The following is a 25,770-nucleotide window of genomic DNA, read 5'->3' on the forward strand; positions in this document are numbered from 1 at the left end:
TCACGCACTCACCCGACGCGCAGCCGTTGTCCGTCCGGCCCATTACTCTGGCGGGAGATCAGCGGCGAGGGGAGACGCGCACATGGCGTGGAGCTGGCGGTACGAGGGCACGAACGGCGAGCCGGCGCAGGGTCCGGCGGAGTCGTTCGGCAGCCAGGCGGACGCCGAGTCCTGGATCGGCCAGACCTGGCGGGAGCTCGCGGCGTCCGGCGTCACCTCGGTCGCGCTCGTCGAGGACGACCGCGTGGAGTACCGGATGAGCCTGCTGCCTCCGGCGGAGTGATGGCCGGCGACCGCCCGGGTGGCGAGGGGCTGGTGCTCGGCGTACCCCGGGCGGCGTTCCGGCCCAGCCCGGTCTTCCTCGCCCTGGTGGCGCTCTTCGTCACCAGCGCGGTGATGACCTGGCGCGGGTTCGGCAACGTCCGGTTCGACGTGTTCCTCTTCGTCGTGTCCGGCTGGCTGGTCTCGCTCTGCCTGCACGAGTACGCGCACGCGCTCGTCGCTTTCCGGGCCGGTGACCGCAGCGTCGCCCACCAGGGCTACCTGACGCTCAACCCGTTGAAGTACAGTCACCCGCTGCTGTCCATCGCGCTGCCGGTGCTGGTGGTGCTGCTCGGCGGCATCGGTCTGCCCGGCGGTGCGGTCTGGGTGGACCGGCACGCCATCCCGGGGCGGCTGCGGCACACCCTGGTGAGCCTCGCCGGGCCGGCCACCAACGTGCTGTTCACCCTGGTGCTGGTCGCCGCGCTCCGCGTCGGCGCGCCCGGCGGCGGGCCGGTCGATTTCTGGGCCGCCGTGGCGCTGCTGGCCTTCCTCCAGCTCACCGCGAGCCTGCTCAACCTGCTCCCGGTGCCGGGTCTGGACGGCGGCAACATGATCCAGCCGTGGCTCAGCCCGCCGTACCGCCGGATGTACGACCTCTTCGCGCCGTACGGCTTCATCCTGTTGTTCGCGCTGCTGTGGAACCCGACCATCGGCGGCTGGTTCTTCGGGGCGGTCTTCGCCGTCGGCGACGCCCTCGGCCTGCCGCCGGGCCTGTACGCCCGCGGCCTGGAGCTCGTGCGCTTCTGGCAGGGCTGACGGCGGATCGAGGCGGTGCCCGTCCGTCGCGGCCGGCGCCGATGTCGCACGCCGGCCGCGACGGTGCGCGTCACGGGCGCTGGGCGGGGGACTCCGTGCGGGACGGGTCGCGCTCGGTGACCGGCTCGACGATCTCGTCGATGGCCTTGAGCAGGTCGGCGTCGAGCTTCACACCGGCCGCCTTGACGTTGTCGTGGACCTGCTCGGGGCGGGACGCGCCGACGATCGCCGAGGACACGTTCGGGTTCTGCAGCACCCAGGCGATGGCGAGCTGGGCCATGCTGAGCCCGGCCTGCTCGGCGAGGGGCTTGAGCCGCTGCACCCGGGTCAGGACCTCGTCGGTCATCCACTGCGCGATGAAGCCCGCGCCGGACTTCTCGTCGGTGGCGCGGGAGCCGGCCGGCGGCGGCTGGCCCGGCTGGTACTTGCCGGACAGCACGCCCTGCGCCATCGGGGACCAGACGATCTGCCCCACGCCCAGCTCCTCGCTGGTGGGGATGACCTCAGCCTCGATGACCCGCCAGAGCATCGAGTACTGCGGCTGGTTGGAGACGAGCGGGATGCGCAGCTCGCGGGCGAGCTGGTGGGCCTCGCGGATCTGCGAGGCCTTCCACTCGGAGACGCCGATGTAGAGAGCCTTGCCGGAGTGGACGACGTCGGCGAAGGCCTCCATCGTCTCCTCCAGCGGGGTGCTGTAGTCGTACCGGTGGGCCTGGTAGAGGTCGACGTAGTCGGTGCGCAGCCGGCGCAGCGAGCCGTTGATCGACTCCATGATGTGCTTGCGGGACAGGCCCCGGTCGTTACGACCCGGCCCCGTCGGCCAGTACACCTTCGTGAACAGCTCGACGCCCTCGCGCCGCTCGTTCTCCAACGCCCGGCCGAGGACGTCCTCGGCGCGGGTGCCCGCGTACACGTCGGCGGTGTCGAAGGTGGTGATGCCGGCGTCCAGGGCGGCCCGGACGCACGCGAACGCCGCCTCCTCCTCGACCTGCGAGCCGTGGGTGATCCAGTTGCCGTACGAGATCTCACTGACCATGAGGCCGGACCGGCCCAGGTGTCGGAATTCCATCCCTCGACCCTAGTCCGGCGTGCACCGGGGTTCACCGGTTGCCCGGTGGTGTGGATCCTCACCCCGAGGGCTGGGGCGCGGCGCGGCGACCGTCAGGCCGGCAGCAGGGCGTGCCGCATGCTGCGGCCCAGCCAGGCCCGGAAGGCATACTCGGGCCAGCCGCGGTCCAGCACCAGCGCGCCGTAGTGGGCGGGGTCGTTGTAGAACCACAACTCGTCGATCGCGTGCTCCACGTCGGACCCCTGCCGCAACGGCACGTCGAGTTCGCGCAGCCGCTCGACCACCATCCGGGCGCCGGCCCGCCGGTTGCGCAGCAGGGTCTGCCAGACCTCGGCCACTTCGGGCGTGCCGTCGGCGGCGCGGCGGACCGTTTCGAACACGCGGGCGGCGCGGGCGCCGATCAGGGTGCAGACGCCGGCGTACCCGTCGAGCACCTCGGCGCCGGTGCGCCCCTCCCGCACCGGGCGGAACCAGGGGCGTTGCGCCACCGGCACCGGCTCGTCGTCCCCCGCGAGCGCCTCGTCGAGCACCTGGCGCAGCAGGGCCGCCTTCGAGCCGAACGCCGCGAACACGGTGGGGCGGGCCACTCCGGCTTCGGCGGCGACGTCGGCCAGCGATGTCGCCGTGTAGCCGCGGGCGACGAAGAGATCGGTCGCGGCGCGGACCACGGCCTGCCGGGTGCGGCGGGCGCTCTCCTCCCGGACCCGGGACCGGTACGGCCGCGTCGGCTTTCCGTCCTTGACTTCACCCATGGCGTCGTCATACTAGCAACACATTCACTGTACTGATGGCTATCCAATAGTACAGTGTTCATCGACTATCACGTCGGTCCGCCGGGAGGCGACATGTCCGTTCACCCCTACGTGCTCCGCCCCGACGACGGAGAGGCGTACTGGTTCCTCGGCAACCTGGTCACGGTCAAGGCGTCCGGTGCGCACACCGGCGGGCGGATCACGGTGGCGCAGTTCGTCAACCCGCCGGGCTTCGCCCCGCCCCTGCACCGGCACCAGGTGGAGGACGAGATGTTCTACCTGATCTCCGGCACCGCGGTGTTCCACTGCGGGGACGAGCGGTTCGGCGCCGGGCCCGGTGACTTCGTCCTGCTGCCGGTCGGAGTCCCGCACACCTTCGTGGTCGGCGAGGACGAGCCGTTGCGGGCGTTGCAGATCACCACTCCGTCCGGGTTCGAGGGGTTCGCCGCCGAGGCCGGCGTCCCGGCGGCGGAACGCCGGCTGCCGGACCCGGCGCCGATCGACCCGGCGGCTCTCGGCCACGCCGCCGCACGGCACGGCATCGACCTGCTCGGGCCCCCGCCCGGCCGGTGACCGACCCGTCTCCCGAGGAGCGAAGCATGATCGTGCAATCCGTCGCGTCGGCCGTCCCGGCGCGGAGCCGACGGTTCCGTACGGCCACCGTCGCCGCCCTGGTCCTGGCACTCGGGCCGGCCCTCGCCGGCTGCGCCACCGACCCGTCCCCGACCGCTCCACCCCCGGCCGGCGCGCCGGACCAGGCGGGGCCGACCACCGGCGGGCCGGCCGCCGGTGGCGAGGAGGTCGACGACTGTTCGCTGTTGACCGAAGCCGAGATCACCGACGTCATCGGGCGGGCCGGCACCGGCGTCGCCGGCGCCGACGGCTGCGTGTGGGAGAACCGGGAAACCGGCCACTCGGTCACCCTGTTCGTGGGCCGGCCCGGCACCGCCCCGCAGGGCGTCCTGCCACCGCCCGACCCGGTGCTGGGCGAGCCCGAACCGGGCCCGGACGGGATCCGGTTCGTGATCGACGAGGCGGAGTTCGCCGACGGCGACCGGATCTGCCGGCTGCGGGTGGTCACGAGCGTCGTCGACGACCGCGACCGCGACACCATGGTCCGGCTCGCCGGCCTGGTCCGGGACCGGCTGTGAGGCCCGGCGGGCTCCGGCCGCGTCAGCAGGGGGCGCACCGCCCGGGTGGCTGGCGGGGCACGGGACGGCCGGCCGCGCCGGACGGTCGCCGGCCTGCCCCGGGCACCGGCGGCTGGCCGAGGCGTCGGGGACCTCGTCCCGGGCAGCGCCGGACCCGGCCGGCGGAGCGCGCCGCCTAGCAGGCCCGGTCAGATCACCGGCACGGTGTCGGTGAGCAGCCGGTCGATCTCGGCCGCCACCTCGCCCCGGTCGGGGTGCACCGGGTCGATCAACGGTTCGCCCCGCCGGTCCAGCGCCCCCCAGCGGCCGGTGCCGACGGCGACCAGGAACGCGACGGGGTGCACCACCAGCGCCGGGTGCACCGGCGGTACGACCACCCGCCCGGTCCGGTCCACCACGCCGTACCGCCCGGCGACGTCCACCACGGCCAGGCCCTCGTCGGTGAAACCGTCGACGTGCCGGCCGTCGGCGAGGGTGGTCGCGAACCCGTGGTAGCGGGTCGGCACCACGATCCGGCCGGTGCGGTCCACCGCTCCCCAGCCCTCCCGGCGGACCGCGGCGACGCCGCGCCGGAACGGGCGTACGTCGGCGAAACCCGGCGGCACGACCACCTCGCCGGTCATGTCGATCGCCCGCCAGCCGCCGGGCTCGCCGTGCGACACCCACGCCAGCCCGTCGGAGAACGGGCGCACCGCCGTCCAGGACGGCTCCAGCACGGTCGCGCCGGTGAGGTCGATCAGCGACCACCGGTCGGTCGTCGGCCGGCGTACCCAGGCCACCCCCTCCCGGAACGGCTGCGCCTCCGCGTACTCCGCGCCGATCACCAGGTCGCCGTCGGGGTCGCTGTAGCCCCAGCGTTCGCCGTCGCGCGCGGGCACCGGGGGCCGGTCCCGCTCCAGCAGCTCCTCCCGGCTCCGGGGGTACGGCCCGAAGCCCGTCCCCGCCGCCCGTTCGGTGACCGCGTCCAGGCTCATCCGGACCCGCGCCAGCAGCTCGGGGTCGGCGGCGCCCCGCAGGTTCAGCGCCCGCTCGAAGTGGTCGCACGCCTCCATCAGCCGGCCCTGGTCGAAGCAGCACCGGCCGGCGTGCTCGTGCAGCGTGGCCCGCAGGCGGTCGGGCAGCTCCGGCGAGTTCGCCTCGGCGAGGAGCCGGTCGGCCTCGTCGTACTCGCCCCGCCACCGCAGCACGTGCGCCAGCCGGGCCTGCGCCAGCGCTGTCCGCCGCAGCTCACCGGTCGCCTCCGCGTACGTGAGGGCGAGCCGCCCGTCGGCGAGGGCGTCGTCCAGGTCGCCGACGATCCGGGACACCACCGCCCGCAGGCTGAGCAGCCGGGCACGGGACCTGTTGTCGACGGCCGTACCGAGCTTCTCGGTGAGGCGGCGACGGATCACCCGGAACTCGTCGGCTTCCGTCACGATCTCGCGGAGCGTCGCCGGGTCCAGCTGCCAGTGGTAGCTCGCGAGGATCTGCTCGGGATCACCCTGCTCCGACAACCGCGTCCCGCCCGGCGCGGCGTCGGGGCGCGGGTCGGGCCCGTCCTCGCTGTCGTCCGAGAAGGGCGCCGTGACCGAGCCGGTCGGTCCGGTCCCGGTCGGCGCCGTCGCGCCGGTGCCGTCGGGGGTCGCCGTCGTGTCGCCGGTGCCGTCGGGGGGTGCCGGCAGATCATGGTCGCCTTCGGCCCCGTACGGGGGGATGTCCGTCGCCGACCCCGTCGCGGCCACGGCGGCGGGTGGCGTCGGCTCGGCCGCAACGTCGACGGGCGCTGCCGACGTCGGCCGCGTGTCGGTGTCGCTCGCGGGTGCGGTCGTCGGGTCGACGGTCGGCGGTGTCCCGGTCGAGGGGGCAGCCGTCGGGAATTCCGCCGGCGGACGCGGCGCGACCGCTGGCCCGGCCGGCGCGGCGGGCACCTCGGCGTCGTCCGTGTCCGGTCGCTCGCCCGGCTCGTGCGCCCGGTCGCTCCGGTGACCGGCCGGTTCCGACAGCGGGGCGGCGGGCTCGGGGATCGGGGAGGTTGCCACCGGCGGTGTGACCGGCGCATCCGACAGGTCGTCGCCCAGCGGGGTCGAACCGGTCGCGGCTGGCGGCGACGGGGAGGTGGCTGGTGGCGCCGACACCGGCTGGGCGGGTGGCGCGGAGACCGGTGACGTCGGGTTGGTTGGGGACGTGCCGACCGGGTGCGTGGGTGGTGCCGCGACCGGGCCGGTGGTGGCCGGTGCCTCGGCGGTCGGTGGGGTTTCCGGGGCCGGTGCGGTGGAGTCCGGGTGCTCTGCTGCCGGGGCGGCGGGAGCCGCGGCCGACCGGGGCGCGGCCGGCTGTGCCGGGACCGGTGTGGGGGATTCCACCGCGCCAGCCGCCGGCGCCGAGGCCGGCTGGGCCGGTGGCGCCGAGACGGGCTGGGCCGGTGGCGCCGAGACCGGCCGGGCGGGTGGTGCCGACACCACCTGGGCGGGTGGTGCCGACACAGGTCGATCGACCGCCGGCGGGGGCTCCACCAAGCCGGACGGCACGGGCGCGGACGGGAGGGCGTCGGACGGGGCGGGCCTGCCGGCGTCCGCTGCCGCCGTGGAAGGTGCCGGCGAGGTCGGGGCGGACGACGTCGCAGCGGTGCCGCCGACCGGCTCGTCGCCGGCTGGTGCGGGCGGCAGGGGCCGCCCGTCCATGTCGGCGGTCGTGCCGGAGTCCGCCGCGCTCTCCGCGCTGACCGGCGAAGCCGGGGGAGCCTCCGCCGGCGAGGTCGGTTGCGCCGGCTCCGGCTCGGCGGGCGGCGCGGCCGACCCGAACCAGGCGGCCGGGCCGCTCCGCTTCGGGGTCTGCGCGCGCGGCGGCTCGACGACGGGCTGATCCGACGGCGGTGGCGGCACGTACCGGCGCGGGTTCCAGGGCGTGATGACCGGCGTCGTGCCCGAGGTGGTGTCCGGTGCCGATCCGGCCGTTGCCGCTTCCTCCTGTGTCGGGGACACGCCGGCCGGCCGGATGTCCTCGGGCCGGGCCGCGCGTTCCGGCGCCGGACGGAACTCGACCCGGGGCCGATCGTCCGGCGACGACGGAAGCGGCGTGGTGCCCGCCGGCGAGCCGGGACGCGTCGTCGCCCGATCCGCCCCGCGGTCACCCGGCTCCGGTGCCGGCCGCCGGTCGACCGGCTCCGGTGGTGTGGCCGGTCCGTACGGGCGGGGGGCGGGGGAGACCGGGCGGTCCGGTCCGTACGGGACGGGCGCGGTGCCGGGGGGCCGCTCGGCGGGTCCGGCTGCCGGCGACACCGGACGGTCGAGGTGTCGCCGGTCCTGCCGGTGCTCGACGGGAGCCGGGGACACCGGCCGGCCGGGCGTCCCGCGATCGTGACCGGAGGCGGGAGGTACCGGCCACCGGCCCGGCCCGTCGGTGCCGGGGGCGATCGGCGCCGGCCGGTCGTCGTACCGGCCGGGTCGAGACGCCGGGGAGACGGGTCGGTCCGGGAGTCGGCGGTCCTCGCCGGTCGGGGCGGGTGCGGGTGAGACGGGCCGCGCCGGTGGTGGTGGAACGGGTCCGGGGGAGACGGGTCGGTCCGGGAGTCGGCGGTCCTCGCCGGTCGGGGCGGGTGCGGGTGAGACGGGCCGCGCCGGTGCTGGTGGGACGGGCCCGGGGGAGACGGGACGGCCGGGCGCGCCCGACACGGGCCGGTCGTGCGCCGGGGACGGCGGGACGGACACCGGCGCGCCGGCGGGACGGGCGCCCGCGGCCGGGTGCACCTCGTCGTACCGCGCCGGTCGGGCATCGTGAGGTGGCCGCTCGGCGGGACGGGAGTGGTCCGGCCGCGGCTCGCCGTGGCGGACGGCGTCCCGGTCGAAACCGGGGTGGACCGGGCCGGGCGGCGGCCAGGGCAGCCGCTCGTCGGGCCGCCGGTCGGCCTGCGGTCGCTCGGCACGGTACCGGTCCGCCGGACGGTCGCCGGCCCGCTCGCCGTTCCGCTGGGGTTCCGGGTCCCGGTACGCGGGCGGGCGGTCCGGCTCGGCGGGACGGCGCTGCGGATACCCGTCCGCGCGCGCCGCCGCGTCGCGTCCGCCCCACGGGCCGTCGTGCTCCCGATGACGAGCACCGCGCGACGGCGGCTCGGCCTGCGTCCGCTCGGGATGCGGCCGGCGGTCGGCGTGGCCGTACCGCGATCCGTCGCCGGAACGGTCCCACGGTCCCTCGCCGGCGGGCTCCGGGCGGCGGTCCGCCGGTCGCGGCGGACCCGCCGCGTGGTTCCGGGAACCGTCGGCATCCCGATCGCGTGGTCCCTCGGCAGCCCGATCGCGGGCGCCGTCGCGGGGACCGTCCGTCACGCGGCCGCGGGGGCCTTCGCCACGGGGGTCGCGGGGATGGTCCGGGGCGCGATCGCGTCGGCCGTTGATTCGGTCCCGCGGGTCGGGCACGACGTGCCCGTGGGGCGCGCCGGGGTGGCGGGGCCCGTCGGCGCGGTCCCACGGGCCGGTGTACGTGTGGTCCTGTGGCCCGCCGTTGCGACGGTCCGGGGAGTGCGCGGCGGGCCGGCCCCGGTCGTCGGATCCGGAGCGTCCCCAGGGGTAGCGCGTCCGGCGCGGCTCCGCGCCGTCCCGGTGTCCGGCGTGGGTGGGCTCGGGGCCCCGGGGTCGGTCCTCCTCGGTCTCCCGCAGCCAGCCGAGGTCCGCGTGTCCCGCCGGGGACACCGGCCGGTCCCGTCCGGCCGGCTCGTATCGGGGGCGGCGGTCGTCGTACCGGCCGGAGTCGTCGTGGCGGCCACGGCTGTCGGCCCGGTGGTCGTCGGGGCTCCACCCAGGGTCGCCGGCGGGTCGGCCGTTGCGCTGGTCCGGTCGCTGGCCCCGCCCCCGCGTGTCCGTCCTGGCCGGGTCGCCGGCCGGCGGGCGGTACGCCTCGTCGCCGGGGCGCCGGTCGTCGTGGTGGCCGCGCCAGCCGTCCGGTTCGTCGTCCCAGGACCGGCCGACGTACGTCCCGTCGGGGCGGGTCGGCGCGAGCGGCGGCACCTCGGCCCGGCCGACCACGGCGGCCCGGCCACGCGGGGCGGGCGGCGGGGCGTGCTCGACGCCGATGTCACCGGGGTAGCGCTGGCCGGGGAACTGGGGGTGCCATTCGTTCGTCGGCTCGACCACCCAGGACGGCTCGGCGGGGTCGTGCCACCGGTCGCCGTAGCCGCGACTCATCCGGGCGACCCGTCGTCGGTGCGCGCGGCGGCGGGGTCGTCCGCCCGGGCGGGCACGCCGGGCCGGCCGGCGGGCGTCCGCTCGCTCACGGCCGCGCCCCGGTGGCCGGCTCGCGTCCGCTCGCTCACGGCGATTGTCACCTCGTTGCACATTGTCGCGCTGGGCACCCCGCCTGCCGGTAGAGTCCCCCGTTCCGGCACGGCGTAGCTGCGGATGGAGGGTAACGGCGTGGGCTCGGTCACCGCCACTGTGGCACCGTCCCGGGCCTCAAACGTTATCCTATGGTTCCGGACATTTAAGGCTATAACCGGTTCGGGCTTCCGACGTTACGCCACCTACCGCCAAGCCTCCGTCGCCGGGCTGGTCACCAACGTCGTCTTCGGGTTCCTGCGCTGCTACGTGCTGCTCGCGGCGGCCGGGGCGGCGGGCACCGTCGCCGGGTACGACCGGGGTCAGCTGGCCACGTTCGTCTGGGTGAGCCAGGGCCTGCTCGCCGTCGTCCTGCTGTGGGGTTGGACGGAGCTGGCCGACCGGATCCGTTCCGGCGAGATCGCCGCCGACCTGCTCCGGCCGGTGCACCCGGTCACCGCGTACCTGGCCGCCGACCTCGGGCGGGCCGGGCACGCCGTGCTGGTCCGGATGGTGCCGCCGGTGCTGGTCGGGCCGCTCTTCTTCGAGGTGCACGTGCCGTCGCGGTGGGCCACCGGACCGTTGTTCGCGGTGTCCGTGCTCGCCGCCGTCGTGCTCTGCTTCGGCTGCCGGTTCCTCGTCAACGCGTCCGCGTACTGGCTGCACGACGTCCGGGGCGCGATGATCCTCTGGACGGTCTGCTCCGGGGTGCTCGCCGGGCTCTACTTCCCGCTGCGCTTCCTGCCCGAGTGGCTCCAGGTCGCGCTCTGGCTGGGCACGCCGTTCCCGAGTCTGTTGCAGACTCCGCTCGACGTGCTGGTCGAGCGGGACCCGACCGGCGTGCAGGTCGCCCTGGTCGGCTTACAGGCCGCCTGGACGGTGGTGATCCTGGCCGCCTGCCGCTGGGTGCAGCGGCGCGCCGAACAGCACCTGGTGGTGCACGGTGGCTGAGCGGACCGGCGCGGGAGGCAGGCTCGCGGCGTACCGGGCCCTGCTCGGCGCGCAGGCCCGCTCGCAGACCGCGTACCGGACGTCGTTCGTCGTGGACGTGCTCGGCAACGTCGGCTCCACCGTCTTCGACGTGCTCACCGTACTGGTGATCTTCGGGGTGACGCGGGAGCTGGGTGGCTTCACCCTCCGCGAGACGATGGTGATCGTCGGGCTCGCCACCGCCGCGTTCGCCACCGCCGACCTGCTGGTCGGCAACATCGAGCGGCTGCCCCGGTACGTGCGGACCGGGCTCTTCGACGCGGTGCTGGTCCGCCCGCTCGGCACCCTGCCGCAGCTCCTGCTGATGGACCTGCCGCTGCGCAAGGTGTCGCGGGCGGTGTTCGGCCTCGCGGTCCTCGTCGTCGCGCTCGGCTCGGCCGGCATCGAGTGGACGCCGGCCCGAGTCGCCCTGGTCGTCGTCGCCCCGCTCGCCGGGGTGGTGTTCTTCGGCTCGGTGTTCGTCGCGACCGCGACCGTCTCGTTCTGGTGGGTCGACTCCGGTGAGCTGGCCAACGCGGTCACGTACGGCGGGCGGGACTTCACCGCGTACCCGGTCACCGTCTACGGTGGCTGGTTCCGGGCGCTGTTCGCGTACGGCCTGGGTTTCGCCTTCGTGAGCTACCACCCGGCGCTGGCGCTGCTGGGCCGGGCCGACCCGCTGGGCCTGCCGGCCGCGGTGGGCTGGGCCGCGCCGGCCGTCGCGCTGGTCGCGGCGGCCCTGGCCGCGGCGGCCTGGCGTACGGGTGTCCGGCACTACCGGAGTACGGGATCATGACCGACGTGATCGTGGCCGAAGGGCTGCGCAAGGACTTCACGGTGCGGGTCCGGGCGGGCCGGCTGCGCCGGGAGAAGCGGCGGGTGGCCGCCGTCGACGGCATCGACCTGCGGGTCGCCCGGGGCGAGCTGCTCGGCTACCTCGGGCCGAACGGCGCCGGCAAGTCGACGACGCTGAAGATGCTCACCGGTGTGCTGATGCCGTCCGCCGGGGAGGTCCGGGTGTGCGGCCTGCGTCCGGTCGCCGAGCGCACCCGGCTCGCCCTGCGGATCGGGGTCGTGTTCGGGCAGCGCTCGCAGCTGTGGTGGGACCTGCCGCTGCGGGACTCGTTCGCGCTGCTCCGGCACGTGTACCGGGTGCCCGCCGACGCGCACGCGGCCCGGCTGCGGCGCTGCCGCAGCCTGCTCGACCTGGATTCGTTCCTGGACGTCCCGGTTCGGCAGCTCTCGCTGGGCCAGCGGATGCGCGGCGAGCTGACCGCCGCGCTGCTGCACGGGCCGGAGGTGCTCTTCCTCGACGAGCCGACCATCGGCCTCGACGTGGTGAGCCGGCAGGCGGTCCGGGGGTTCCTCGCCGAGCTGGGCCGGGCGGGCGACACCACGCTGGTGCTGACCACCCACGACCTGGCCGACATCGAGCGGCTCTGCGCGCGGCTCGTCGTGGTCGACCACGGGCGGGTGGTGCACGACGGCTCGATCGCCGAGCTGCACCGGCGGTACGGCTCCCGGCGGCTGCTCGTCGCCGACCTGGACACCGCGCCGGCCCGGCCACCGGCGTTGCCGGGCGCCCCGCTGGAGCGGGTCGAGGCCGACGGGCACCGCCTGGTGTACGCGCTGGAGTCGGCGGGGGTTGCCGAGGTGGTGGCCGCCCTCGCCAGCCTGGGCGCGTTGCGGGACGTCTCGATCGTCGAGTCCGACATCGAGGACGTGGTCGCCCGCCTGTACCGGCGGGAGGATCAGGGGTGTTCCATCACCAGCACCGCGAAGGTGCCGGGGGCCAGTGCCTCGTAGCGGTGTGGCACGTCGCCGGGGAACGTGGCGTAGTCACCGGGCCCCAGCTCGACCGGCTCCTGCTCCGGCCCGACGCGGAGCCGCCCGGCGCCCACCACGATGTGCTCGGTGCTCCGGGCCGTGTGCGCCTCGGCGGTGCGGACGGTCCCCGGTTCCAGCTCCATGAGGTAGACGTCCCGACGGACGTGCGCGGACCCGGAGCTGAGCAGCGTCGCGGTGAACTCCGCGTGCTCGGAGCGGATCCGGGGACCCTCGCCGGCGCGGACGACCCGGACCGCGGCGCTCGGCGGCTCGACCAGCCGGCTGAACGGCACATTCAGGGCCACTCCGAGTGCCCAGAGCGTCTCGACGCTCGGGTTGCCCACCCCCGACTCCAACTGCGACAGCGTCGACTTGGCGATGCCGGCCCGGCGGGCCAGCTCGGTGAGCGAGATGTTGACCCGCTCGCGCTCGCGGCGCAGCGCGGCGGCGATGGTGGCGAGCGGGGGAGCCGGCTCGGCGGACATTGTTCGCTCCATCGGTCTGTTTGTTCGATTTGACGACCACCAAGAGTCGAGTTCATCATTTTGAACCATGCGTACGGTACAGCGAACACCCGACCCGGTCCTCCGCGACGTCGCCGCGATCGGGGCGGCGATGGTCGCGGTGGGCGCGTCCTTCGGGGCGGTCGCGGTGGCCGCGGGCCTGCCCGCCTGGGCGACCGTCGCCATGTCCGTGCTGGTGTACGCCGGCGGCGCGCAGTTCATGGCCGTCGGGCTGGTGGCCGCCGGCAGCCCGCCCGCCGCCGTCCTCGCCGGGCTCCTGCTCAACGCCCGGCACCTGCCGTTCGGGCTGACCCTCGCCGACAGTGTGGGGCGGTCGCTCTGGCGCCGGCTGCTGGGCAGCCACCTGATGACCGACGAGGCCACCGCCTTCGCGCTGGCCCGTCCGCCCGGTGCCGACCGGCGGCGGGCCTTCTGGCTGGCCGGCGTCCTGCTCTTCCTCGCCTGGAACGTCGGCACCGTGCTGGGCGTGCTGGCCGGCGGGGTGGCCGGCGATCCCGCCGCGCTCGGCCTGGACGCGGCGTTCCCGGCCGGCCTGATCGCCCTCCTGCTGCCGACGCTGCGGGACCGGGACACCCGGCGGGCGGCGCTGGTCGGTGCCGTGCTCGCGGTGCTCGCCACCCCGCTGCTGCCGGCCGGGTTGCCCGTGCTGCTGGCGCTGGCCGGTCCGGCGATCCTCGCCGTCCGGAGCGCCCGGCGCGCCGCCTCGACCGGTCAGGCCGCGCCACCACCGGCCGCCCACACCGCACAGCCGGCCGGGCAGGACGGCGGCGTCGGAGAAGCGGTCGGAACGGCGGCCGGCGTGCCGGCCCGGTGGGAGGGGGAGCGGTCGTGCTGATGGCGGTGATCCTGGCGCTGGCCGCCGGGACGTACGGGTTCCGGGTGGCCGGCGTGCTGCTGCGCGACCGGCTCGACCTGCCGGAGTGGTCCCGGCAGGTGCTGCCGATCGGCGCGGCGGCCCTGCTGGCCGCCCTGGCGGCCACCGCCGCGCTCACCGAGGCCGGCCGGTTCGCCGGTTGGGCCCGCCCGGCGGGCGTGCTGGTGGGCGTGTTGCTGGCCTGGCGTCGGGCGCCGTTCGTGCTGGTGGTGCTCGGGGCGGCCGGTACCACCGCGCTGCTGCGGCTGCTCGGCGTGGAGTGATCCGCCACCCGCCCCGGAACGACGACGGCCCCTTCCCGCAGCGCGGGAAGGGGCCGGACCGTCTCAGCGGCCGAGTTTCCGACCGCCGCTGGTCAGATCGGGTCGCCGATGTTGACGCGCGGCTCGGGGGCCCGCATCCGGCGGAACGTGATCGACCGCATGATCGCGTAGAGGTAGAGCGACCCCATCCGCTGCCCGGTGTTCGGGAAGCGCTCGCGGACCAGCTTCCTGATCTTTCGCGAGATCAGGATCGAGTCGACGATCACACCGAACGCCAGCGCGCCCCAGAGGATGTTGGAGACCAGCTGGACCACCGGGGGCATCGCCTGGTTCGAGCCGATCAGCACGATCAGCGCGCCGCCGAAGAACCAGGTGCCCACCGTACGCCGGGAGTCGACCACGTTGCGGGCGAGCAGCCGCTCCGGCCCGCGGTCGCGGGGGCCGCCCTCGCGCCGGAACTCCGCCGCCGCGTCGGCGCGCAACTGGCGCCGCCGCTCCCGCTGCTCCTCCTTGGTCAGCGGCTTCGCCGCCGTGGCCGGACGGCGGCCGGCCGCCGGACGCTTCGGCGTCTCGCGTCCCTTGGCGGGGGTGTAGCCGCGGGGACGGGCGGAGGTGGTCTCCTCCTCGGGGGTCACCGAGGTGGTGGCCTCCTCGACGAGGTTGGCGGACTTGCGGCGAAACAGCGACACGCGGCAAGGGTAGCCAAACGCCGGCGCCCGGTGCACATCGCGGTGCACCGGGCGCGAACGGCAGTGGCCGAGGTTACGGCCGGTCGACCGTCACGGCCGCTCGACGTGCGCGCCGAGGTCGGCGAGCTTCGCCTCGAAGTCCTCGTAGCCGCGGTTGATCAGGTCGACGCCGTACACCCGGGAGGTGCCCTCGGCGGCGAGCGCGGCGATCAGGTGGCTGAAGCCGGCCCGCAGGTCCGGGATGACCAGGTCGGCGGCGTGCAGCTTGCTCGGCCCGGCGATGACCGCCGAGTGCTTGAAGTTGCGCCGGCCGAAGCGGCACGGCGTGCCGCCGAGGCAGTCCCGGTAGACCTGGATGTTGGCGCCCATCGAGTTGAGCGCCTCGGTGTAGCCGAGCCGCTGCTCGTAGACCGTCTCGTGGACGATCGACAGGCCCCGCGCCTGGGTCAGCGCCACGACGAGCGGCTGCTGCCAGTCGGTCATGAAGCCGGGGTGCACGTCGGTCTCCAGCGCCACCGACTTCAGCTCGCCACCGGGGTGCCAGAACCGGATGCCGCCCTCCTGGCCCGGGTCGCCCAGCTTCGGCGGCCGGGCGTCGGTCACCTCGTACTCGCCGCCGACCGAGCGGAAGATGTTGAGGAAGGTCATCATGTCGGCCTGCTGCGCGCCGAGCACCTCGACGTGCCCGCGGGTCGCGAGGGCGGCCGCCGCCCAGCTCGCCGCCTCGATCCGGTCCGGGATGGGCCGGTGGGTGTAGCCGTGCAGCTTCGGCACGCCCTGGATCTCGATCACCCGGTCGGTGTGCACCTTGATGATCGCGCCCATCTTCTGCAGGACGCAGATCAGGTCGATGATCTCCGGCTCGACCGCCGCGTTGCGCAGCTCGGTCACGCCCTCGGCCATCACGGCGGTGAGCAGCACCTGCTCGGTGGCGCCGACGCTCGGGTACGGCAGGGCGAACTTGGTGCCGTGCAGGCCGTTCGGCGCCGACAGGTGCAGGCCCTCCGGCCGCTTGTCGACGGTGGCCCCGAACTCCCGCAGCGCCTGGAGGTGGAAGTCGATCGGGCGGGGACCGATGTGGCAGCCGCCCAGGTCCGGGATGAACGCGTGCCCGAGGCGGTGCAGCAGCGGCCCGCAGAACAGGATCGGGATCCGGCTGGAGCCGGCGTGCACGTTGATCTGGTCGGTGCTGGCGCTCTCCACGTTCGCGGGGTCGAAGACCAGCTCGCCGTCCTCGTTGCCGTCGCTGACCTTGACCCCGTGCAGGCCGAGCAGCCCGCGGACGACCTCGACGTCACGGATCTTCGGCACGTCGTACAGCCGGCTCGGGCTGTCGCCCAGCAGGGCGGCGACCATCGCCTTCGAGACCAGGTTCTTCGCGCCGCGCACGCGGATCCGCCCTTCCAGCGGAGTGCCTCCGTGTACGACCAGGACGTCGTCGGTCAACGCAACCTCCAGCGCGTCGGGTGGTGCCGTGTCGATGATGGGGCGGGATGTCCAGCTACCCGGAACGGCGCTGGCCGTAACCGGGGACCCCGTGCGTCGTCGCCCCGGCAGCATAGCCCTCCGTGACGAGAATGGACCCGGTCACTTCGCCCTCGCGGGTACTTATGGGTGATCCGGCACTATCCCGTACCAATGGCGCTACCGAGAGTGATCAGCTGGCGCTCGACGGCGGGGTGTCGGCCCCGGGGAGCGCGAGCATCTGGTCCAGCGCCACCCGCGCGTGGTGCGCGGTGTCCGCGTCCACCGTGATCTGGTTGACCACCCGGCCGGCGACCAGCTCCTCCAGCGCCCACACCAGGTGCGGCAGGTCGATGCGGTTCATCGTCGAGCAGTAGCAGACCGCCTTGTCGAGGAACATGATCTGCTTGTCCGGGTTGGCCAGCGCCAGCCGGCGGACCAGGTTCAGCTCGGTGCCGACCGCCCACGCCGAACCGGCCGGCGCGGCCTCGATCGTCTTGATGATGTACTCGGTCGACCCGACGAAGTCGGCGGCGTTGACCACCTCGTGCCGGCACTCCGGGTGCACCAGCACGTTCACGCCCGGCACCCGCTCCCGCACGTCGTTGACGCTGTCGAGGGTGAACCGGCCGTGCACCGAGCAGTGGCCCCGCCACAGGATCATCTTCGCGTCGCGCAGCTGCTCCGGGGTGAGCCCGCCGTTCGGCTTGTGCGGGTCGTACAGGACGCAGTCGTCCAGCGAGAAGCCCATCTCCAGCACCGCCGTGTTCCGGCCCAGGTGCTGGTCGGGCAGGAAGAGCACCTTCTCACCCTGCTGGTACGCCCACTCCAGGGCGCGCTTCGCGTTCGACGAGGTGCAGACCACGCCGCCGTTGCGCCCGACGAAGCCCTTGATGTCCGCCGAGGAGTTCATGTACGTCACCGGGACGGTGTGCCCGGCGATGCCGAGGTCGGTCAGCACGTCCCAGGCGGTCTCGACCTGCGACAGCACCGCCATGTCGGCCATCGAGCAGCCGGCCGCCAGATCGGGCAGGACCACCTTCTGCGCGTCCGAGGTGAGGATGTCGGCGCTCTCGGCCATGAAGTGCACGCCGCAGAAGACGATGTACTCCGCCTCCGGCCGCGCCGCGGCCTCCCGGGCCAGCTTGAACGAGTCACCGGTCACGTCGGCGAACTGGATCACCTCGTCGCGCTGGTAGTGGTGGCCCAGCACGAACACCTTGCTGCCCAGCTTCGCCTTCGCCGCCGCCGCGCGGGCCACCAGATCCGGGTCGCTCGGCGCCGGCAGGTCACCCGGGCACTCGACGCCGCGCTCGGTGGCGGGGTCGCTGCCGCGACCGAGCAGGAGCAGTGCGGTGGCCGTGTTGGAAGGTTCTACCCAGGTCGACGTCACGTACCCCATGGTCCCACAGCGCGGACGCGCCGCCGGCTCCGCCGGTGTGGGCTGCCACACTGCTCGGCATGCGCGTGCTGCTCTGTCCCGACAAGTTCGCCGGCACGCTGTCGGCCCCGGACGTGGCCGCGGCCGTCGCCGACGGCTGGCACGAGGTGGCCGGCGGCGACGAACTGCTCGTGCGGCCCCTCGCCGACGGCGGCCCCGGCTTCCTGGACGTGCTCGCCGACGCGCTGGACGCCCGCCGGGTGCCGGTGCCGACCGTCGACCCGCTCGGCCGGCCGGCGGCCGGTGAGATCCTGGTCACCGCCGACGGCACCGCCTACGTGGAGAGCGCCCAGGCGTGCGGCCTGCACCTGCTCACCCCGGCCGAGCGCGACCCGAAGGCCACCACCTCGTACGGGCTGGGGCTGCTGGTCGCCGCCGCCGTCGAACACGGCGCCCGGCAGGTGGTGATCGGGCTCGGCGGCTCCGCCACGAACGACGCCGGGGCCGGCATGCTCACCGCGCTGGGCGTGACACCGCTGGACGACGCCGGCCGTGCCCTGCCGTACGGGGGAGCGGCGCTGGCCGCCGTCGCGGCCCTGGACGGCGTACCCCGGCTGCGTGACGCCCGCCTGGTGGCCGCAACGGACGTCGACAACCCGCTGCTGGGGCTGCACGGCGCGAGCAACGTCTTCGGCCCGCAGAAGGGCGCCGACAAAGCGGACGTGCTGCTGCTCGACGCCGCGCTGGAGCGCTTCGCCGCCGTCCTGGAGCGGGACCTGCCGGGCTGCCCCGCCGGGCTGGGCGCCCTGCCCGGCGGCGGGGCGGCCGGCGGGCTGGGCGCGGCCGTCCTGGCGCTCGGCGGCCGGTGCGAGTCCGGCATCGGCCTGGTCACCGGGGCGGTCGGGCTGGACACCGCGCTCGACACCGTCGACCTGGTGATCACCGGCGAGGGGTCGTTCGACCACCAGTCGCTGCGCGGCAAGGTGGTCGCCGGGGTGGCCGGCGCCGCCCGGGACCGGGGGGTGCCCTGCGTGGTGCTGGCGGGACGGGTGAGCACCGGCCGCCGTGAGGCCGCCGCCGCCGGCGTCACCGAGGCGTACAGCCTGGTGGAGCACTTCGGCGGGGAGGAGCGCGGCGGGGTCGAGGCGGCGATGGGCCGCCCGGCCGAGGGCCTGCGGGCACTGGGCGCCCGGCTGGCCCGGCAGTGGAGCCGCTGACGGCGGGCTGCGCGGGACCGGACGGCCGATGCGGGCCGCGTCACCTGGGTGACCTCCCGCCCGGCGGCCTACAATCGGAAATTGGACCACTGTGGGAATCGCTGACCGACGGGTGACGTTGGCCAGGACGACCACACCGTACGCGTGCAGGGAGAATTCCACGTGACCACGCCAGCGCAGACCGAGTCGACCGAGGCCAAGGCCCCCACGACCGTCATCCTCACCGACGTCGCGGCGCAGAAGGTCAAGGCTCTGATCGAGCAGGAGGGCCGTGACGACCTGCGGCTCCGCGTCGCGGTGCAGCCGGGCGGCTGCTCCGGCCTGCGGTACCAGCTCTTCTTCGACGAGCGGTCGCTCGACGGCGACGTCGTCACCGGCTTCGACGGCGTCGAGGTCGTCGTCGACCGGATGAGCGCCCCCTACCTGGCCGGCGCCACGATCGACTTCGCCGACCGGATCGACGCCCAGGGCTTCACGATCGACAACCCGAACGCGGGCAACTCCTGCGCCTGCGGCGACTCGTTCAGCTGAGCCTTCCCGACGGCGGGGCCGTCCCTCGACGACGAGGGGACGGCCCCGCCGTCGTGTGTCCGCACGGTGTGCGGGAGGTGGCCGCGGTCCGACCGACCGGTCTCCGTCCGGTGGCCGGACCGGTAGGCTGACCGCGCCCTGCTCCCGACCCCCGAGGGTTGACATGAAGATCGCCGTGACGGGCTCGATCGCGACCGACCACCTGATGAGCTTCCCCGGCCGGTTCGCCGACCAGTTCATCGCCGACCAGCTGCACAAGGTGTCGCTCTCCTTCCTGGTGGACGACCTGGTGCTGCGCCGCGGCGGGGTGGCCGCCAACATCGCCTTCGGCATGGGGCAGCTCGGCCTGCGCCCGGCGCTGGTGGGCGCGGTCGGCGCGGACTTCGCCGACTACCGCTCCTGGCTGGAGCGGCACGGCGTCGACTGCGACTCGGTGCACGTGAGCGAGGTCGCCCACACCGCCCGCTTCGTCTGCACCACCGACACCGAGATGTGCCAGATCGCGTCCTTCTACGCGGGTGCGATGAGCGAGGCGCGCAACATCGAGTTGGAGCCGGTGGCCCGCCGCATCGACGGCCTCGACCTGGTGCTGGTCGGCGCCAACGACCCGGAGGCGATGCTGCGGCACTCCGCCGAGTGCCGGGAGCGGGGGTACGCCTTCGCGGCCGACCCCTCCCAGCAGCTCGCCCGGATGCCCGGCGAGGACGTCGTCGCGCTGATCGACGGCGCGGACTACCTGATGACCAACGACTACGAGAAGTCGCTGCTGCAGAGCAAGGCCGGCCTCAGCGACGAACAGCTGCTCGACATGGTGAAGGTCCGGGTCACCACGCTGGGCAAGCACGGCGTGGAGATCGCCGGCCGCGGCATCGACCCGATCCACGTGCCGATCGCCCGGGAGATCCGCGCGGTCGACCCCACCGGCGTCGGCGACGGCTTCCGGGCCGGCTTCTTCGCCGCGCTCTCCTGGGGCCTCGGGCTGGAGCGGGCCGCCCAGGTCGGGTCGCTGCTCGCCACGCTGGTGCTGGAGACCGTCGGCACGCAGGAGTACCAGGTCCGCCGTGACCTGTTCGTCAAGCGCCTCGCCGAGTCGTACGGCGACGAGGCCGCCGAGGACGTACGGCCGCACCTCCTGCCGTGACACCCCCGCTCGTCGCGTGCGCCGGGCTGCCCGGGGTGGGCTAGCTGGACCATCCTGGCGGCCCGGCCGGAGGCGGGGCGGGTCAGTGGCGGCGGCGGACGTCGTACGCCGGGCCGTCCGGGCCGTCGAGCCGGCCCACGAACTCCTGGCCGCGCATGCGGCACCAGGCCGGGATGTCCACCGCGGCCGCCGGGTCGTCCGCCAGTACCCGGACCACCGTGCCGACCGGTAGGTCGGGCAGGCGCCGGGCCACGGCGATCACCGGCAGCGGGCAGCGCTGCCCCCGGCAGTCGAGCACCTCCTCCGGCAGCGTCACAGCCCCACCACCCCCGCCTCGGCGCGCAGCCCCGCCACGATCCCCGGCAGCTCGGCGAGGAAACGCTCCACGTCTGCCTCGGTGGTCTCCCGGTGCAGCGAGACCCGTACGTTGCCGTGCGACAGCACACCCATCGCCTCCAGCACGTGCGACGGGCGCAACGTCGACGACGTGCAGGAGGAGCCGGAGGAGACGGCGAAGCCGCGCCGGTCCAGCGCGTGCAGCAACGCCTCGCCGTCGACGTACAGGCAGGAGAACGTCACCAGGTGGGGGAGCCGGTGATCCGGATCACCCACCACCTCGACGTCCGGCACCTCCGCCGCCACCCGCGCCCGGATCCGGTCCACCAGGGGCGCGAGCCGGGCCGCCTCCGCCGCCGCGTCGGCCGCCGCCGCGCGCAGGCTCGCCGCCGCCGCCACGACCGCCGGCAGGTTCAACACCCCGGGCGTACGCCCCGACTCGCGCTCGTCGGCGGGCCACGGCGACTCCCAGCGGGTGCCCTTGCGGACGGCCAGCACCCCGACGCCGGGCGGCCCGCCCCACTTGTGGGCGCTCGCGGTCAGCACCGACCAACCCTCCGGAACGGGAGCGCGGCCCACCACCTGGGCGGCGTCGACGTAGAGCGGGACCTCGGCCGCCGCGCAGGCGTCGGCCGCCACACCGACCGGCTGCACCGTGCCGACCTCGTGACTGGCGGCGATCAGCGCGGCGAGCGCCACGCCGGGCTCACGGACCGCCGTCGACCAGGCGTCGACGTCCACCCGGCCCAGCCGGTCCACCGGCACGGGTGTCGCCGTACCGCCGCCGGCCACGTGCTTCTCGGCGGCGTGCAGCACCGCCGAGTGCTCGATCGCGGAGTGCACCAGGGTGGCGCCGACCCGGCGCCGCCCGGTGAGACCGCCGAGCACGGCGGAGTGCGCGGCCGCCGTGCCGCTGGGGGTGAAGGACAACTCGTCGGGTCGGACACCGAGCGTGGCCGCGGTCGCCTCACGGGCGGCGTCGAGGAGCTGGCGGGCCCGACGGGCCTGCGTGTACAGGCGTCCCGGGTCGGCCCAGCCGTCGTCGAGCGCGGCCAGCAGTGCCTGCCGGGCCACCGGGTGCAGCGGCGCGGCGGTCGCCGCGTCCAGGTAGACCGGGGAAGCGCTCACGGCGCCACCCACGTTCCCGACTGCGGGGCTCGCGACCCCGGCTCACTCCTCGCGCTCACGGAAGCTCACGCTATCGCGCCGTCCGGCCCGTGATCTCCCCGATTGGGGGCGGAGAGCGACCCCAACACGGTCCAGCCCGTCATGGTCGAGTAATCTGCGACCGTCGGTGACGCCTTTGCCGCCGGTGCTGTCGCTCCGCCCGGCGGAGACCGGCAGACAAGACACACACCGCGGCGCGCTAGGGAGGCAGGACCAGGTGGTCGCAAGGAGTTCGGAGGTACGGCCGTCGGCCGTACGACGCAGCGCTTCCCCGGGAGCCGGTGGGCGCCGGGCGCGGGGTGCCGGTCGGCTCGCCGGGCTCGGTCTCGGCGGAGCGGCGCTGCTGGTCCTGCTCACGGGCTGCGACGTCGGCGCCGCGTTCGACGGCTTCGGCTGGCCGCAGGGCGGCATCACGCCCGAGGCGCACCGGATGTACGACCTGTGGATCGCGTCGTGCATCGCGGCGCTCGCGGTCGGCGTGTTCGTGTGGGGCCTCATCTTCTGGTGCGTGGTGCGCTACCGGAAGCGGGGCAACGAGCTGCCGGCGCAGACCCGCTACAACATGCCGATGGAGTTCCTCTACACCATCGCGCCGATCCTGATCGTCTCCGTGCTCTTCTACTACACGGCGATCGTCCAGACGAACGTGGTGCGGACGACGGCGAACCCGGACGTCACCGTCGAGGTCGTCGCCTTCAAGTGGAACTGGCAGTTCAACTACCGCGACGGGCAGGGCCCGGAGGCCAACACCGTGGCCTCGGTCCTCGGCACCAGTGAGGTCATCCCGATCCTCGTGCTGCCGACCGACCGGTCCATCCGCTTCGAGGAGACCAGCCGCGACGTCATCCACTCCTTCTGGGTGCCGGAGATGCTGTTCAAGCGGGACGTCTTCCCGGGCGAGATCCGCAACGTCTTCGAGGTCTCCAAGTTCGAGGAGGAGGGCGCGTACGTGGGCCGCTGCGCCGAGCTGTGCGGCAGCTACCACGCCTTCATGAACTTCGAGCTGCGCGTCGTCTCCCCGGAGCAGTACGACCAGTTCCTCGCCGCCAAGCAGGCTGGCCGGTCGACGCAGGAGGCGCTGACCGCCATCGGCGAGAAGCCGTACGCGGAGACCACCCGGCCGTTCGAGACCCGGCGTACGCAGGCGAACTTCAACCCGGACAACGCGTCCGCCGGCGCGGGCAACTGAGGGGGCAGGCATGAAGACCGAGTGGAAGATCTTCCTGGTCATCGCCGGGTTCCTGCTCTTCGCCACGTTCCTCTACGGCGGCTGGACCGCCGCGGACGCCGGTCGGGTCGAGTGGGTCGGCACCGTCGGCCTGCTGCTGAGCTTCCTGCTCTGCGCGATGTGCGGTGGCTTCTTCTGGTTCGTGTCCCGCCGGATCGACCTGCGTCCGGAGGACCGGCCGGACGCGGAGATCGCCGAGGGCGCGGGCGAGGTCGGCTTCTTCAGCCCGGGCAGCTACTGGCCGTTCGGCCTGGCGCTGTCCGCGTCGATCGCCGGTCTGGGCCTGGTGTTCTGGCAGTTCTGGCTGCTGGGCGTCGGTCTGGTGGCGGTCGTCTTCGCCGCCTGCGGCCTGCTCTTCGAGTACTACAGCGGCACCCGGCGCACCGCCGAGCACTGAGCCGCCACCCGTAACGCACGCGAAGGCCCGCTTCCCCGGAGGGAAGCGGGCCTTCGCGCATGCGGCTCGCGCCACGCCGTCCCTGCACCGGCGTGAGGTGGGTCGATCGAATCGTTCGTGTGCGGCGCCGCGCCGGTCCCGCACCCGCCGGGGTGCCCGGCCTGTCGCTGTGCCCCGTGCTCTGTGCGTCGCGCCTCAAGCAGATCGCGGAAGAACTCGACGCCTCCAGGGGCACCAACCGGCCGAGGACTGTCGCCGGTGGCGCCGTCGCGAGCCGTGGGCGGCCTGCGTCTGTGGCGGGCGGGGGAGGTGGTGGGCGGCGGGGCGGCGGGGCGGCGTCGGCTTGCGCGGGTCAGGCGGCGCGGCGGTGGACGCCGGGCTGCCGTCGGCGGGTCGCCAGGCGGGGCGCGGGGAAGGCGAACGTGGCGATGAGCACGGCCGCCCCGCAGCCGGTGCAGATCAGCTCGGGACAGTCGCTGCCGTGACCGTCGACGCAGGGCGGGACCTCGAACGGCTGCACGCCCTCACACGCGTCGCACTGCATCTCGCGGGTCGACACGGGCGGCTCCTCTCGCTGCGGCTCCGTCGACGGGCGACGGGCGGAGAACTACTCGCCTGTAGTTTTCCACGCACCCCCGACATTCCTCCGTGCGCCACCCACCCGGGCTCATGACCGACTCGATGCCGCCGCCATCGCGGGGTCCTGGCCGGCGGAAAGGCGCGATGTCGGCGGCATGGAGCGGGTCTTGCCCGCCGAGCGGCCCGGGGTGGGGCAGCGCCGGCCGGGTGGGGCAGCGGGGTGGCGGTCAGCGGGACCGGGCGACCTCGATCCAGCGGTCCAGGACGCGGGCGGCGGCGCCCGAGTCGATCGACTCGGCGGCACGGGCCAGGCCGGCGCGCAGCGCCTCGGTCAGGTCCCCGTCGAGCGGGCCCTGCGTGGCCAGCGCGGCCGCCGCGTTGACCAGCACCGCGTCGCGTACCGGGCCGGTCTCCCCGGCGAGCAGGCGGCGCACCACGCCGGCGTTGTACGCGGCGTCGCCGCCACGCAGGTCGGCCAGCGTGGCCCGGGGCACGCCCAGGTCGGCGGCGTCCAGCAGCGACTCCCGGACCGTGCCGCCCTGGGCCGCCCAGACCCGGGTGGGCGCGGCGGTGGTGAACTCGTCCAGCCCGTCCTCGCCCCGCATGAGGAGCACCGAGTCGCCACGGGCCGCGAAGACGTCCGCCATCACCGGGGCCATCCGGGCGTCGAAGCAGCCGACCGCGGCGGCCCGGGGCCGCGCCGGGTTGGTGAGCGGGCCGAGGAAGTTGAAGGCGGTCGGGACGCCCAGCTCGCGCCGGACCGGGCCGGCGTGCCGCATGCCCGGGTGGAACCGCGCGGCGAAGCAGAAGCCGATGCCGGCCTCGGCGACGCAGGCGGCCACGCCCTCCGGGCCGAGGTCGAGTGGCAGCCCCAGGTACTCCAGGACGTCGGCCGTGCCGCAGGACGAGGAGGCGGCCCGGTTGCCGTGCTTGACCACGCGGACGCCGGCGCCGGCGACCACCAGCGAGGCCATGGTGGAGATGTTCACGGTGTGCGCGAGGTCACCGCCGGTGCCCACCACGTCGAGGGCGCTGGCCCGCAGCTCGTCGGGGAGCTGGACCAGGACCGCGTGCCCCAGCATCGCCTCGACCAGGCCGGCCACCTCGGCGGCCGTCTCGCCCTTGGCGCGCAGCGCCACCGCGAAGCCGGCGATCTGGGCCGGGGCGGCGGACCCGGACATGATCTCGCCCATCGCCCAGGCGGTGTCGGCGGTGGAGAGTTCCTCACCGCGAAGCAGCGCGGAGAGCAGGTGCGGCCAGGTCCGTTCGCCCATGGTGGGCCTCCCGAGCGGTCCAGGTGGATGGGGAACCGGCGCCGGCGGGTCCGGCGCCGAGGTGGTGCCGGAGTGGGGGACGTCAGGCGGGGGCGTGCGTCCGCAGCAGCTCGGCCACCGTGGTGCCGGTGGTCACCGGGTCGAGCGGGTGCACCAGGGTGGCGTCGACCTCGGCGTACGCCGCGAGCCATCGGTCGGCGGCGCGGGCGATCACCACGCAGGTCGGGGGAGCGTCGTCCCGGTCGTCCTTGATCTGGCGGGCGATGCCGATGCCGCCGCCGGGCGTCGCCTCACCGTCGAGCAGCATCAGGTCGATCTCGTAGTCGTCGACGAGGCGGACGCACTCGGCGTAGGTCGACGCCTCGACGAACTCGATCTGGAGGCCGGGTGCGGGCCGGGTGCCGACGGCGAGCCGCATCCGGTCGCGGACCTGCGGGTCGTCGCTGTAGAGCAGGACGGTGCACTGACGATCGCTCATGGTTGACGTGCTCCCACCTCGTAGCTGCCCGCCGATCGTACCGGTCGGTGTGAGATACCCGACGCCCCGCCCGGGGCGTACGCGTCGGCGCGGC

Annotated in this window: 27 protein-coding genes; 14 read left to right on the forward strand and 13 right to left on the reverse strand. The window is 74.7% G+C overall.

The window, feature by feature from the left end:
• The first annotated feature begins 82 nt into the window (after window positions 1-82).
• Both GKC29_RS12490 and GKC29_RS12495 read left to right on the forward strand, forming a co-directional pair.
• A complete protein-coding gene (locus GKC29_RS12490; RefSeq protein ID WP_155330985.1) occupies window positions 83-283 on the forward strand; it encodes a hypothetical protein in 201 nt (66 codons plus the stop codon).
• Complete coding sequence (locus tag GKC29_RS12495; protein WP_155330986.1) at window positions 283-1,080, forward strand: site-2 protease family protein; 798 nt, start codon at window positions 283-285, stop codon at window positions 1,078-1,080. The genes GKC29_RS12490 and GKC29_RS12495 overlap by 1 nt, the downstream gene beginning before the upstream one ends.
• Before the next feature lie 70 nt (window positions 1,081-1,150).
• Here GKC29_RS12495 and GKC29_RS12500 read toward each other — a convergent pair whose 3' ends face one another.
• Together GKC29_RS12500 and GKC29_RS12505 are read right to left on the reverse strand one after the other, a co-directional pair.
• Window positions 1,151-2,149 (reverse strand): aldo/keto reductase family protein, encoded by a 999-nt coding sequence (locus GKC29_RS12500; protein ID WP_155330987.1) that lies wholly within the window; start codon window positions 2,147-2,149, stop codon window positions 1,151-1,153.
• Window positions 2,150-2,241: 92 nt separating this feature from the next.
• Entirely contained in the window at window positions 2,242-2,901 is a 660-nt protein-coding gene (locus tag GKC29_RS12505) for a TetR/AcrR family transcriptional regulator (RefSeq protein WP_155330988.1), read from the reverse strand.
• Window positions 2,902-2,994: 93 nt separating this feature from the next.
• On the opposite strand from GKC29_RS12505, the gene GKC29_RS12510 reads away from it, so the two are divergent.
• Both GKC29_RS12510 and GKC29_RS12515 read left to right on the forward strand, forming a co-directional pair.
• Complete coding sequence (locus tag GKC29_RS12510; protein WP_155330989.1) at window positions 2,995-3,474, forward strand: cupin domain-containing protein; 480 nt, start codon at window positions 2,995-2,997, stop codon at window positions 3,472-3,474.
• 26 nt (window positions 3,475-3,500) lie between these two features.
• Window positions 3,501-4,052, forward strand: coding sequence for a DUF3558 family protein (locus GKC29_RS12515; protein ID WP_155330990.1), 552 nt, complete (start codon window positions 3,501-3,503; stop codon window positions 4,050-4,052).
• Window positions 4,053-4,240: 188 nt separating this feature from the next.
• Here the strand turns inward: GKC29_RS12515 and GKC29_RS29935 are convergent, their stop codons facing one another.
• Window positions 4,241-9,208: a WG repeat-containing protein gene (locus tag GKC29_RS29935; RefSeq protein ID WP_230689013.1), complete on the reverse strand. Its 4,968-nt coding sequence runs from the start codon at window positions 9,206-9,208 to the stop codon at window positions 4,241-4,243.
• On the reverse strand, window positions 9,205-9,336 hold the full coding sequence (locus GKC29_RS30275; RefSeq protein ID WP_255456185.1) for a hypothetical protein: 132 nt from the start codon (window positions 9,334-9,336) through the stop codon (window positions 9,205-9,207). Before GKC29_RS30275 ends, GKC29_RS29935 begins: the two co-directional genes overlap by 4 nt.
• 271 nt (window positions 9,337-9,607) lie before the next feature.
• On the opposite strand from GKC29_RS30275, the gene GKC29_RS12525 reads away from it, so the two are divergent.
• Genes GKC29_RS12525 through GKC29_RS12535 form a run of 3 tightly spaced genes read left to right on the forward strand, consistent with a single transcriptional unit; the run spans window position 9,608 to window position 12,112 of the window.
• Window positions 9,608-10,288 carry an ABC-2 family transporter protein gene (locus GKC29_RS12525; RefSeq protein ID WP_230689014.1) on the forward strand — a complete coding sequence of 227 codons (681 nt, stop codon included), beginning with the start codon at window positions 9,608-9,610 and terminating at the stop codon, window positions 10,286-10,288.
• The gene (locus tag GKC29_RS12530; protein WP_155330992.1) at window positions 10,281-11,102 is read left to right on the forward strand and encodes an ABC transporter permease; all 822 of its coding nucleotides are present in this window, start codon (window positions 10,281-10,283) and stop codon (window positions 11,100-11,102) included. The genes GKC29_RS12525 and GKC29_RS12530 overlap by 8 nt, the downstream gene beginning before the upstream one ends.
• Window positions 11,099-12,112, forward strand: coding sequence for an ATP-binding cassette domain-containing protein (locus GKC29_RS12535; RefSeq protein ID WP_155330993.1), 1,014 nt, complete (start codon window positions 11,099-11,101; stop codon window positions 12,110-12,112). Before GKC29_RS12530 ends, GKC29_RS12535 begins: the two co-directional genes overlap by 4 nt.
• Here the strand turns inward: GKC29_RS12535 and GKC29_RS12540 are convergent.
• Window positions 12,058-12,618: a helix-turn-helix domain-containing protein gene (locus GKC29_RS12540; RefSeq protein WP_155330994.1), complete on the reverse strand. Its 561-nt coding sequence runs from the start codon at window positions 12,616-12,618 to the stop codon at window positions 12,058-12,060. The genes GKC29_RS12535 and GKC29_RS12540 overlap by 55 nt on opposite strands.
• Window positions 12,619-12,685: 67 nt before the next feature.
• Between GKC29_RS12540 and GKC29_RS12545 the strand changes: the two genes are divergently transcribed.
• Both GKC29_RS12545 and GKC29_RS12550 read left to right on the forward strand, forming a co-directional pair.
• Window positions 12,686-13,492 carry an AzlC family ABC transporter permease gene (locus GKC29_RS12545; RefSeq protein ID WP_155330995.1) on the forward strand — a complete coding sequence of 269 codons (807 nt, stop codon included), beginning with the start codon at window positions 12,686-12,688 and terminating at the stop codon, window positions 13,490-13,492.
• Window positions 13,486-13,794 carry an AzlD domain-containing protein gene (locus GKC29_RS12550; RefSeq protein ID WP_155330996.1) on the forward strand — a complete coding sequence of 103 codons (309 nt, stop codon included), beginning with the start codon at window positions 13,486-13,488 and terminating at the stop codon, window positions 13,792-13,794. The genes GKC29_RS12545 and GKC29_RS12550 overlap by 7 nt, the downstream gene beginning before the upstream one ends.
• Before the next feature lie 92 nt (window positions 13,795-13,886).
• Here the strand turns inward: GKC29_RS12550 and GKC29_RS12555 are convergent, their stop codons facing one another.
• The 3 genes from GKC29_RS12555 to nadA form a co-directional block, all read right to left on the reverse strand.
• Window positions 13,887-14,483 (reverse strand): DUF3043 domain-containing protein, encoded by a 597-nt coding sequence (locus tag GKC29_RS12555; protein WP_155330997.1) that lies wholly within the window; start codon window positions 14,481-14,483, stop codon window positions 13,887-13,889.
• 90 nt (window positions 14,484-14,573) lie between these two features.
• Window positions 14,574-15,929 carry a UDP-N-acetylglucosamine 1-carboxyvinyltransferase gene (gene murA / locus GKC29_RS12560; protein WP_155330998.1) on the reverse strand — a complete coding sequence of 452 codons (1,356 nt, stop codon included), beginning with the start codon at window positions 15,927-15,929 and terminating at the stop codon, window positions 14,574-14,576.
• A 211-nt stretch (window positions 15,930-16,140) separates the two neighbouring features.
• Window positions 16,141-17,340, reverse strand: a complete 1,200-nt coding sequence (gene nadA, locus GKC29_RS12565) for a quinolinate synthase NadA (RefSeq protein WP_155330999.1) — start codon at window positions 17,338-17,340, stop codon at window positions 16,141-16,143.
• Between the two features lie 68 nt (window positions 17,341-17,408).
• On the opposite strand from nadA, the gene GKC29_RS12570 reads away from it, so the two are divergent.
• The 3 genes from GKC29_RS12570 to GKC29_RS12580 all read left to right on the forward strand — a co-directional run bounded on the left by GKC29_RS12570 (window position 17,409) and on the right by GKC29_RS12580 (window position 20,217).
• Complete coding sequence (locus GKC29_RS12570) at window positions 17,409-18,545, forward strand: glycerate kinase (RefSeq protein WP_155331000.1); 1,137 nt, start codon at window positions 17,409-17,411, stop codon at window positions 18,543-18,545.
• Between the two features lie 162 nt (window positions 18,546-18,707).
• Complete coding sequence (erpA, locus tag GKC29_RS12575) at window positions 18,708-19,076, forward strand: iron-sulfur cluster insertion protein ErpA (RefSeq protein ID WP_155331001.1); 369 nt, start codon at window positions 18,708-18,710, stop codon at window positions 19,074-19,076.
• Between the two features lie 163 nt (window positions 19,077-19,239).
• The gene (locus tag GKC29_RS12580) at window positions 19,240-20,217 is read left to right on the forward strand and encodes a carbohydrate kinase family protein (RefSeq protein ID WP_155331002.1); all 978 of its coding nucleotides are present in this window, start codon (window positions 19,240-19,242) and stop codon (window positions 20,215-20,217) included.
• Window positions 20,218-20,299: 82 nt separating this feature from the next.
• On the opposite strand, the gene GKC29_RS12585 is transcribed toward GKC29_RS12580, so the two are convergent.
• Together GKC29_RS12585 and GKC29_RS12590 are read right to left on the reverse strand one after the other, a co-directional pair.
• Window positions 20,300-20,533 carry a sulfurtransferase TusA family protein gene (locus GKC29_RS12585; protein ID WP_155331003.1) on the reverse strand — a complete coding sequence of 78 codons (234 nt, stop codon included), beginning with the start codon at window positions 20,531-20,533 and terminating at the stop codon, window positions 20,300-20,302.
• Window positions 20,530-21,681, reverse strand: a complete 1,152-nt coding sequence (locus GKC29_RS12590) for a cysteine desulfurase family protein (RefSeq protein ID WP_155331004.1) — start codon at window positions 21,679-21,681, stop codon at window positions 20,530-20,532. The genes GKC29_RS12585 and GKC29_RS12590 overlap by 4 nt, the downstream gene beginning before the upstream one ends.
• Window positions 21,682-21,937: 256 nt before the next feature.
• Here GKC29_RS12590 and coxB point away from each other — a divergent pair, with 256 nt between their 5' ends.
• Both coxB and GKC29_RS12600 read left to right on the forward strand, forming a co-directional pair.
• Window positions 21,938-22,909 carry a cytochrome c oxidase subunit II gene (coxB, locus tag GKC29_RS12595; protein ID WP_155331005.1) on the forward strand — a complete coding sequence of 324 codons (972 nt, stop codon included), beginning with the start codon at window positions 21,938-21,940 and terminating at the stop codon, window positions 22,907-22,909.
• A gap of 10 nt (window positions 22,910-22,919) precedes the next feature.
• Window positions 22,920-23,345: a cytochrome c oxidase subunit 4 gene (locus tag GKC29_RS12600; RefSeq protein ID WP_155331006.1), complete on the forward strand. Its 426-nt coding sequence runs from the start codon at window positions 22,920-22,922 to the stop codon at window positions 23,343-23,345.
• Window positions 23,346-23,697: 352 nt separating this feature from the next.
• Here the strand turns inward: GKC29_RS12600 and GKC29_RS12605 are convergent, their stop codons facing one another.
• From GKC29_RS12605 to GKC29_RS12615, 3 genes are all read right to left on the reverse strand, one after another.
• Window positions 23,698-23,904, reverse strand: a complete 207-nt coding sequence (locus GKC29_RS12605) for a hypothetical protein (protein ID WP_155331007.1) — start codon at window positions 23,902-23,904, stop codon at window positions 23,698-23,700.
• Between the two features lie 247 nt (window positions 23,905-24,151).
• Window positions 24,152-25,198 carry an anthranilate phosphoribosyltransferase gene (gene trpD / locus GKC29_RS12610; RefSeq protein WP_155331008.1) on the reverse strand — a complete coding sequence of 349 codons (1,047 nt, stop codon included), beginning with the start codon at window positions 25,196-25,198 and terminating at the stop codon, window positions 24,152-24,154.
• A gap of 82 nt (window positions 25,199-25,280) precedes the next feature.
• A complete protein-coding gene (locus tag GKC29_RS12615) occupies window positions 25,281-25,676 on the reverse strand; it encodes a hypothetical protein (RefSeq protein ID WP_155331009.1) in 396 nt (131 codons plus the stop codon).
• Window positions 25,677-25,770 lie beyond the last annotated feature (94 nt).

The organism is Micromonospora sp. WMMC415, assembly GCF_009707425.1.
GTDB lineage: Bacteria > Actinomycetota > Actinomycetes > Mycobacteriales > Micromonosporaceae > Micromonospora.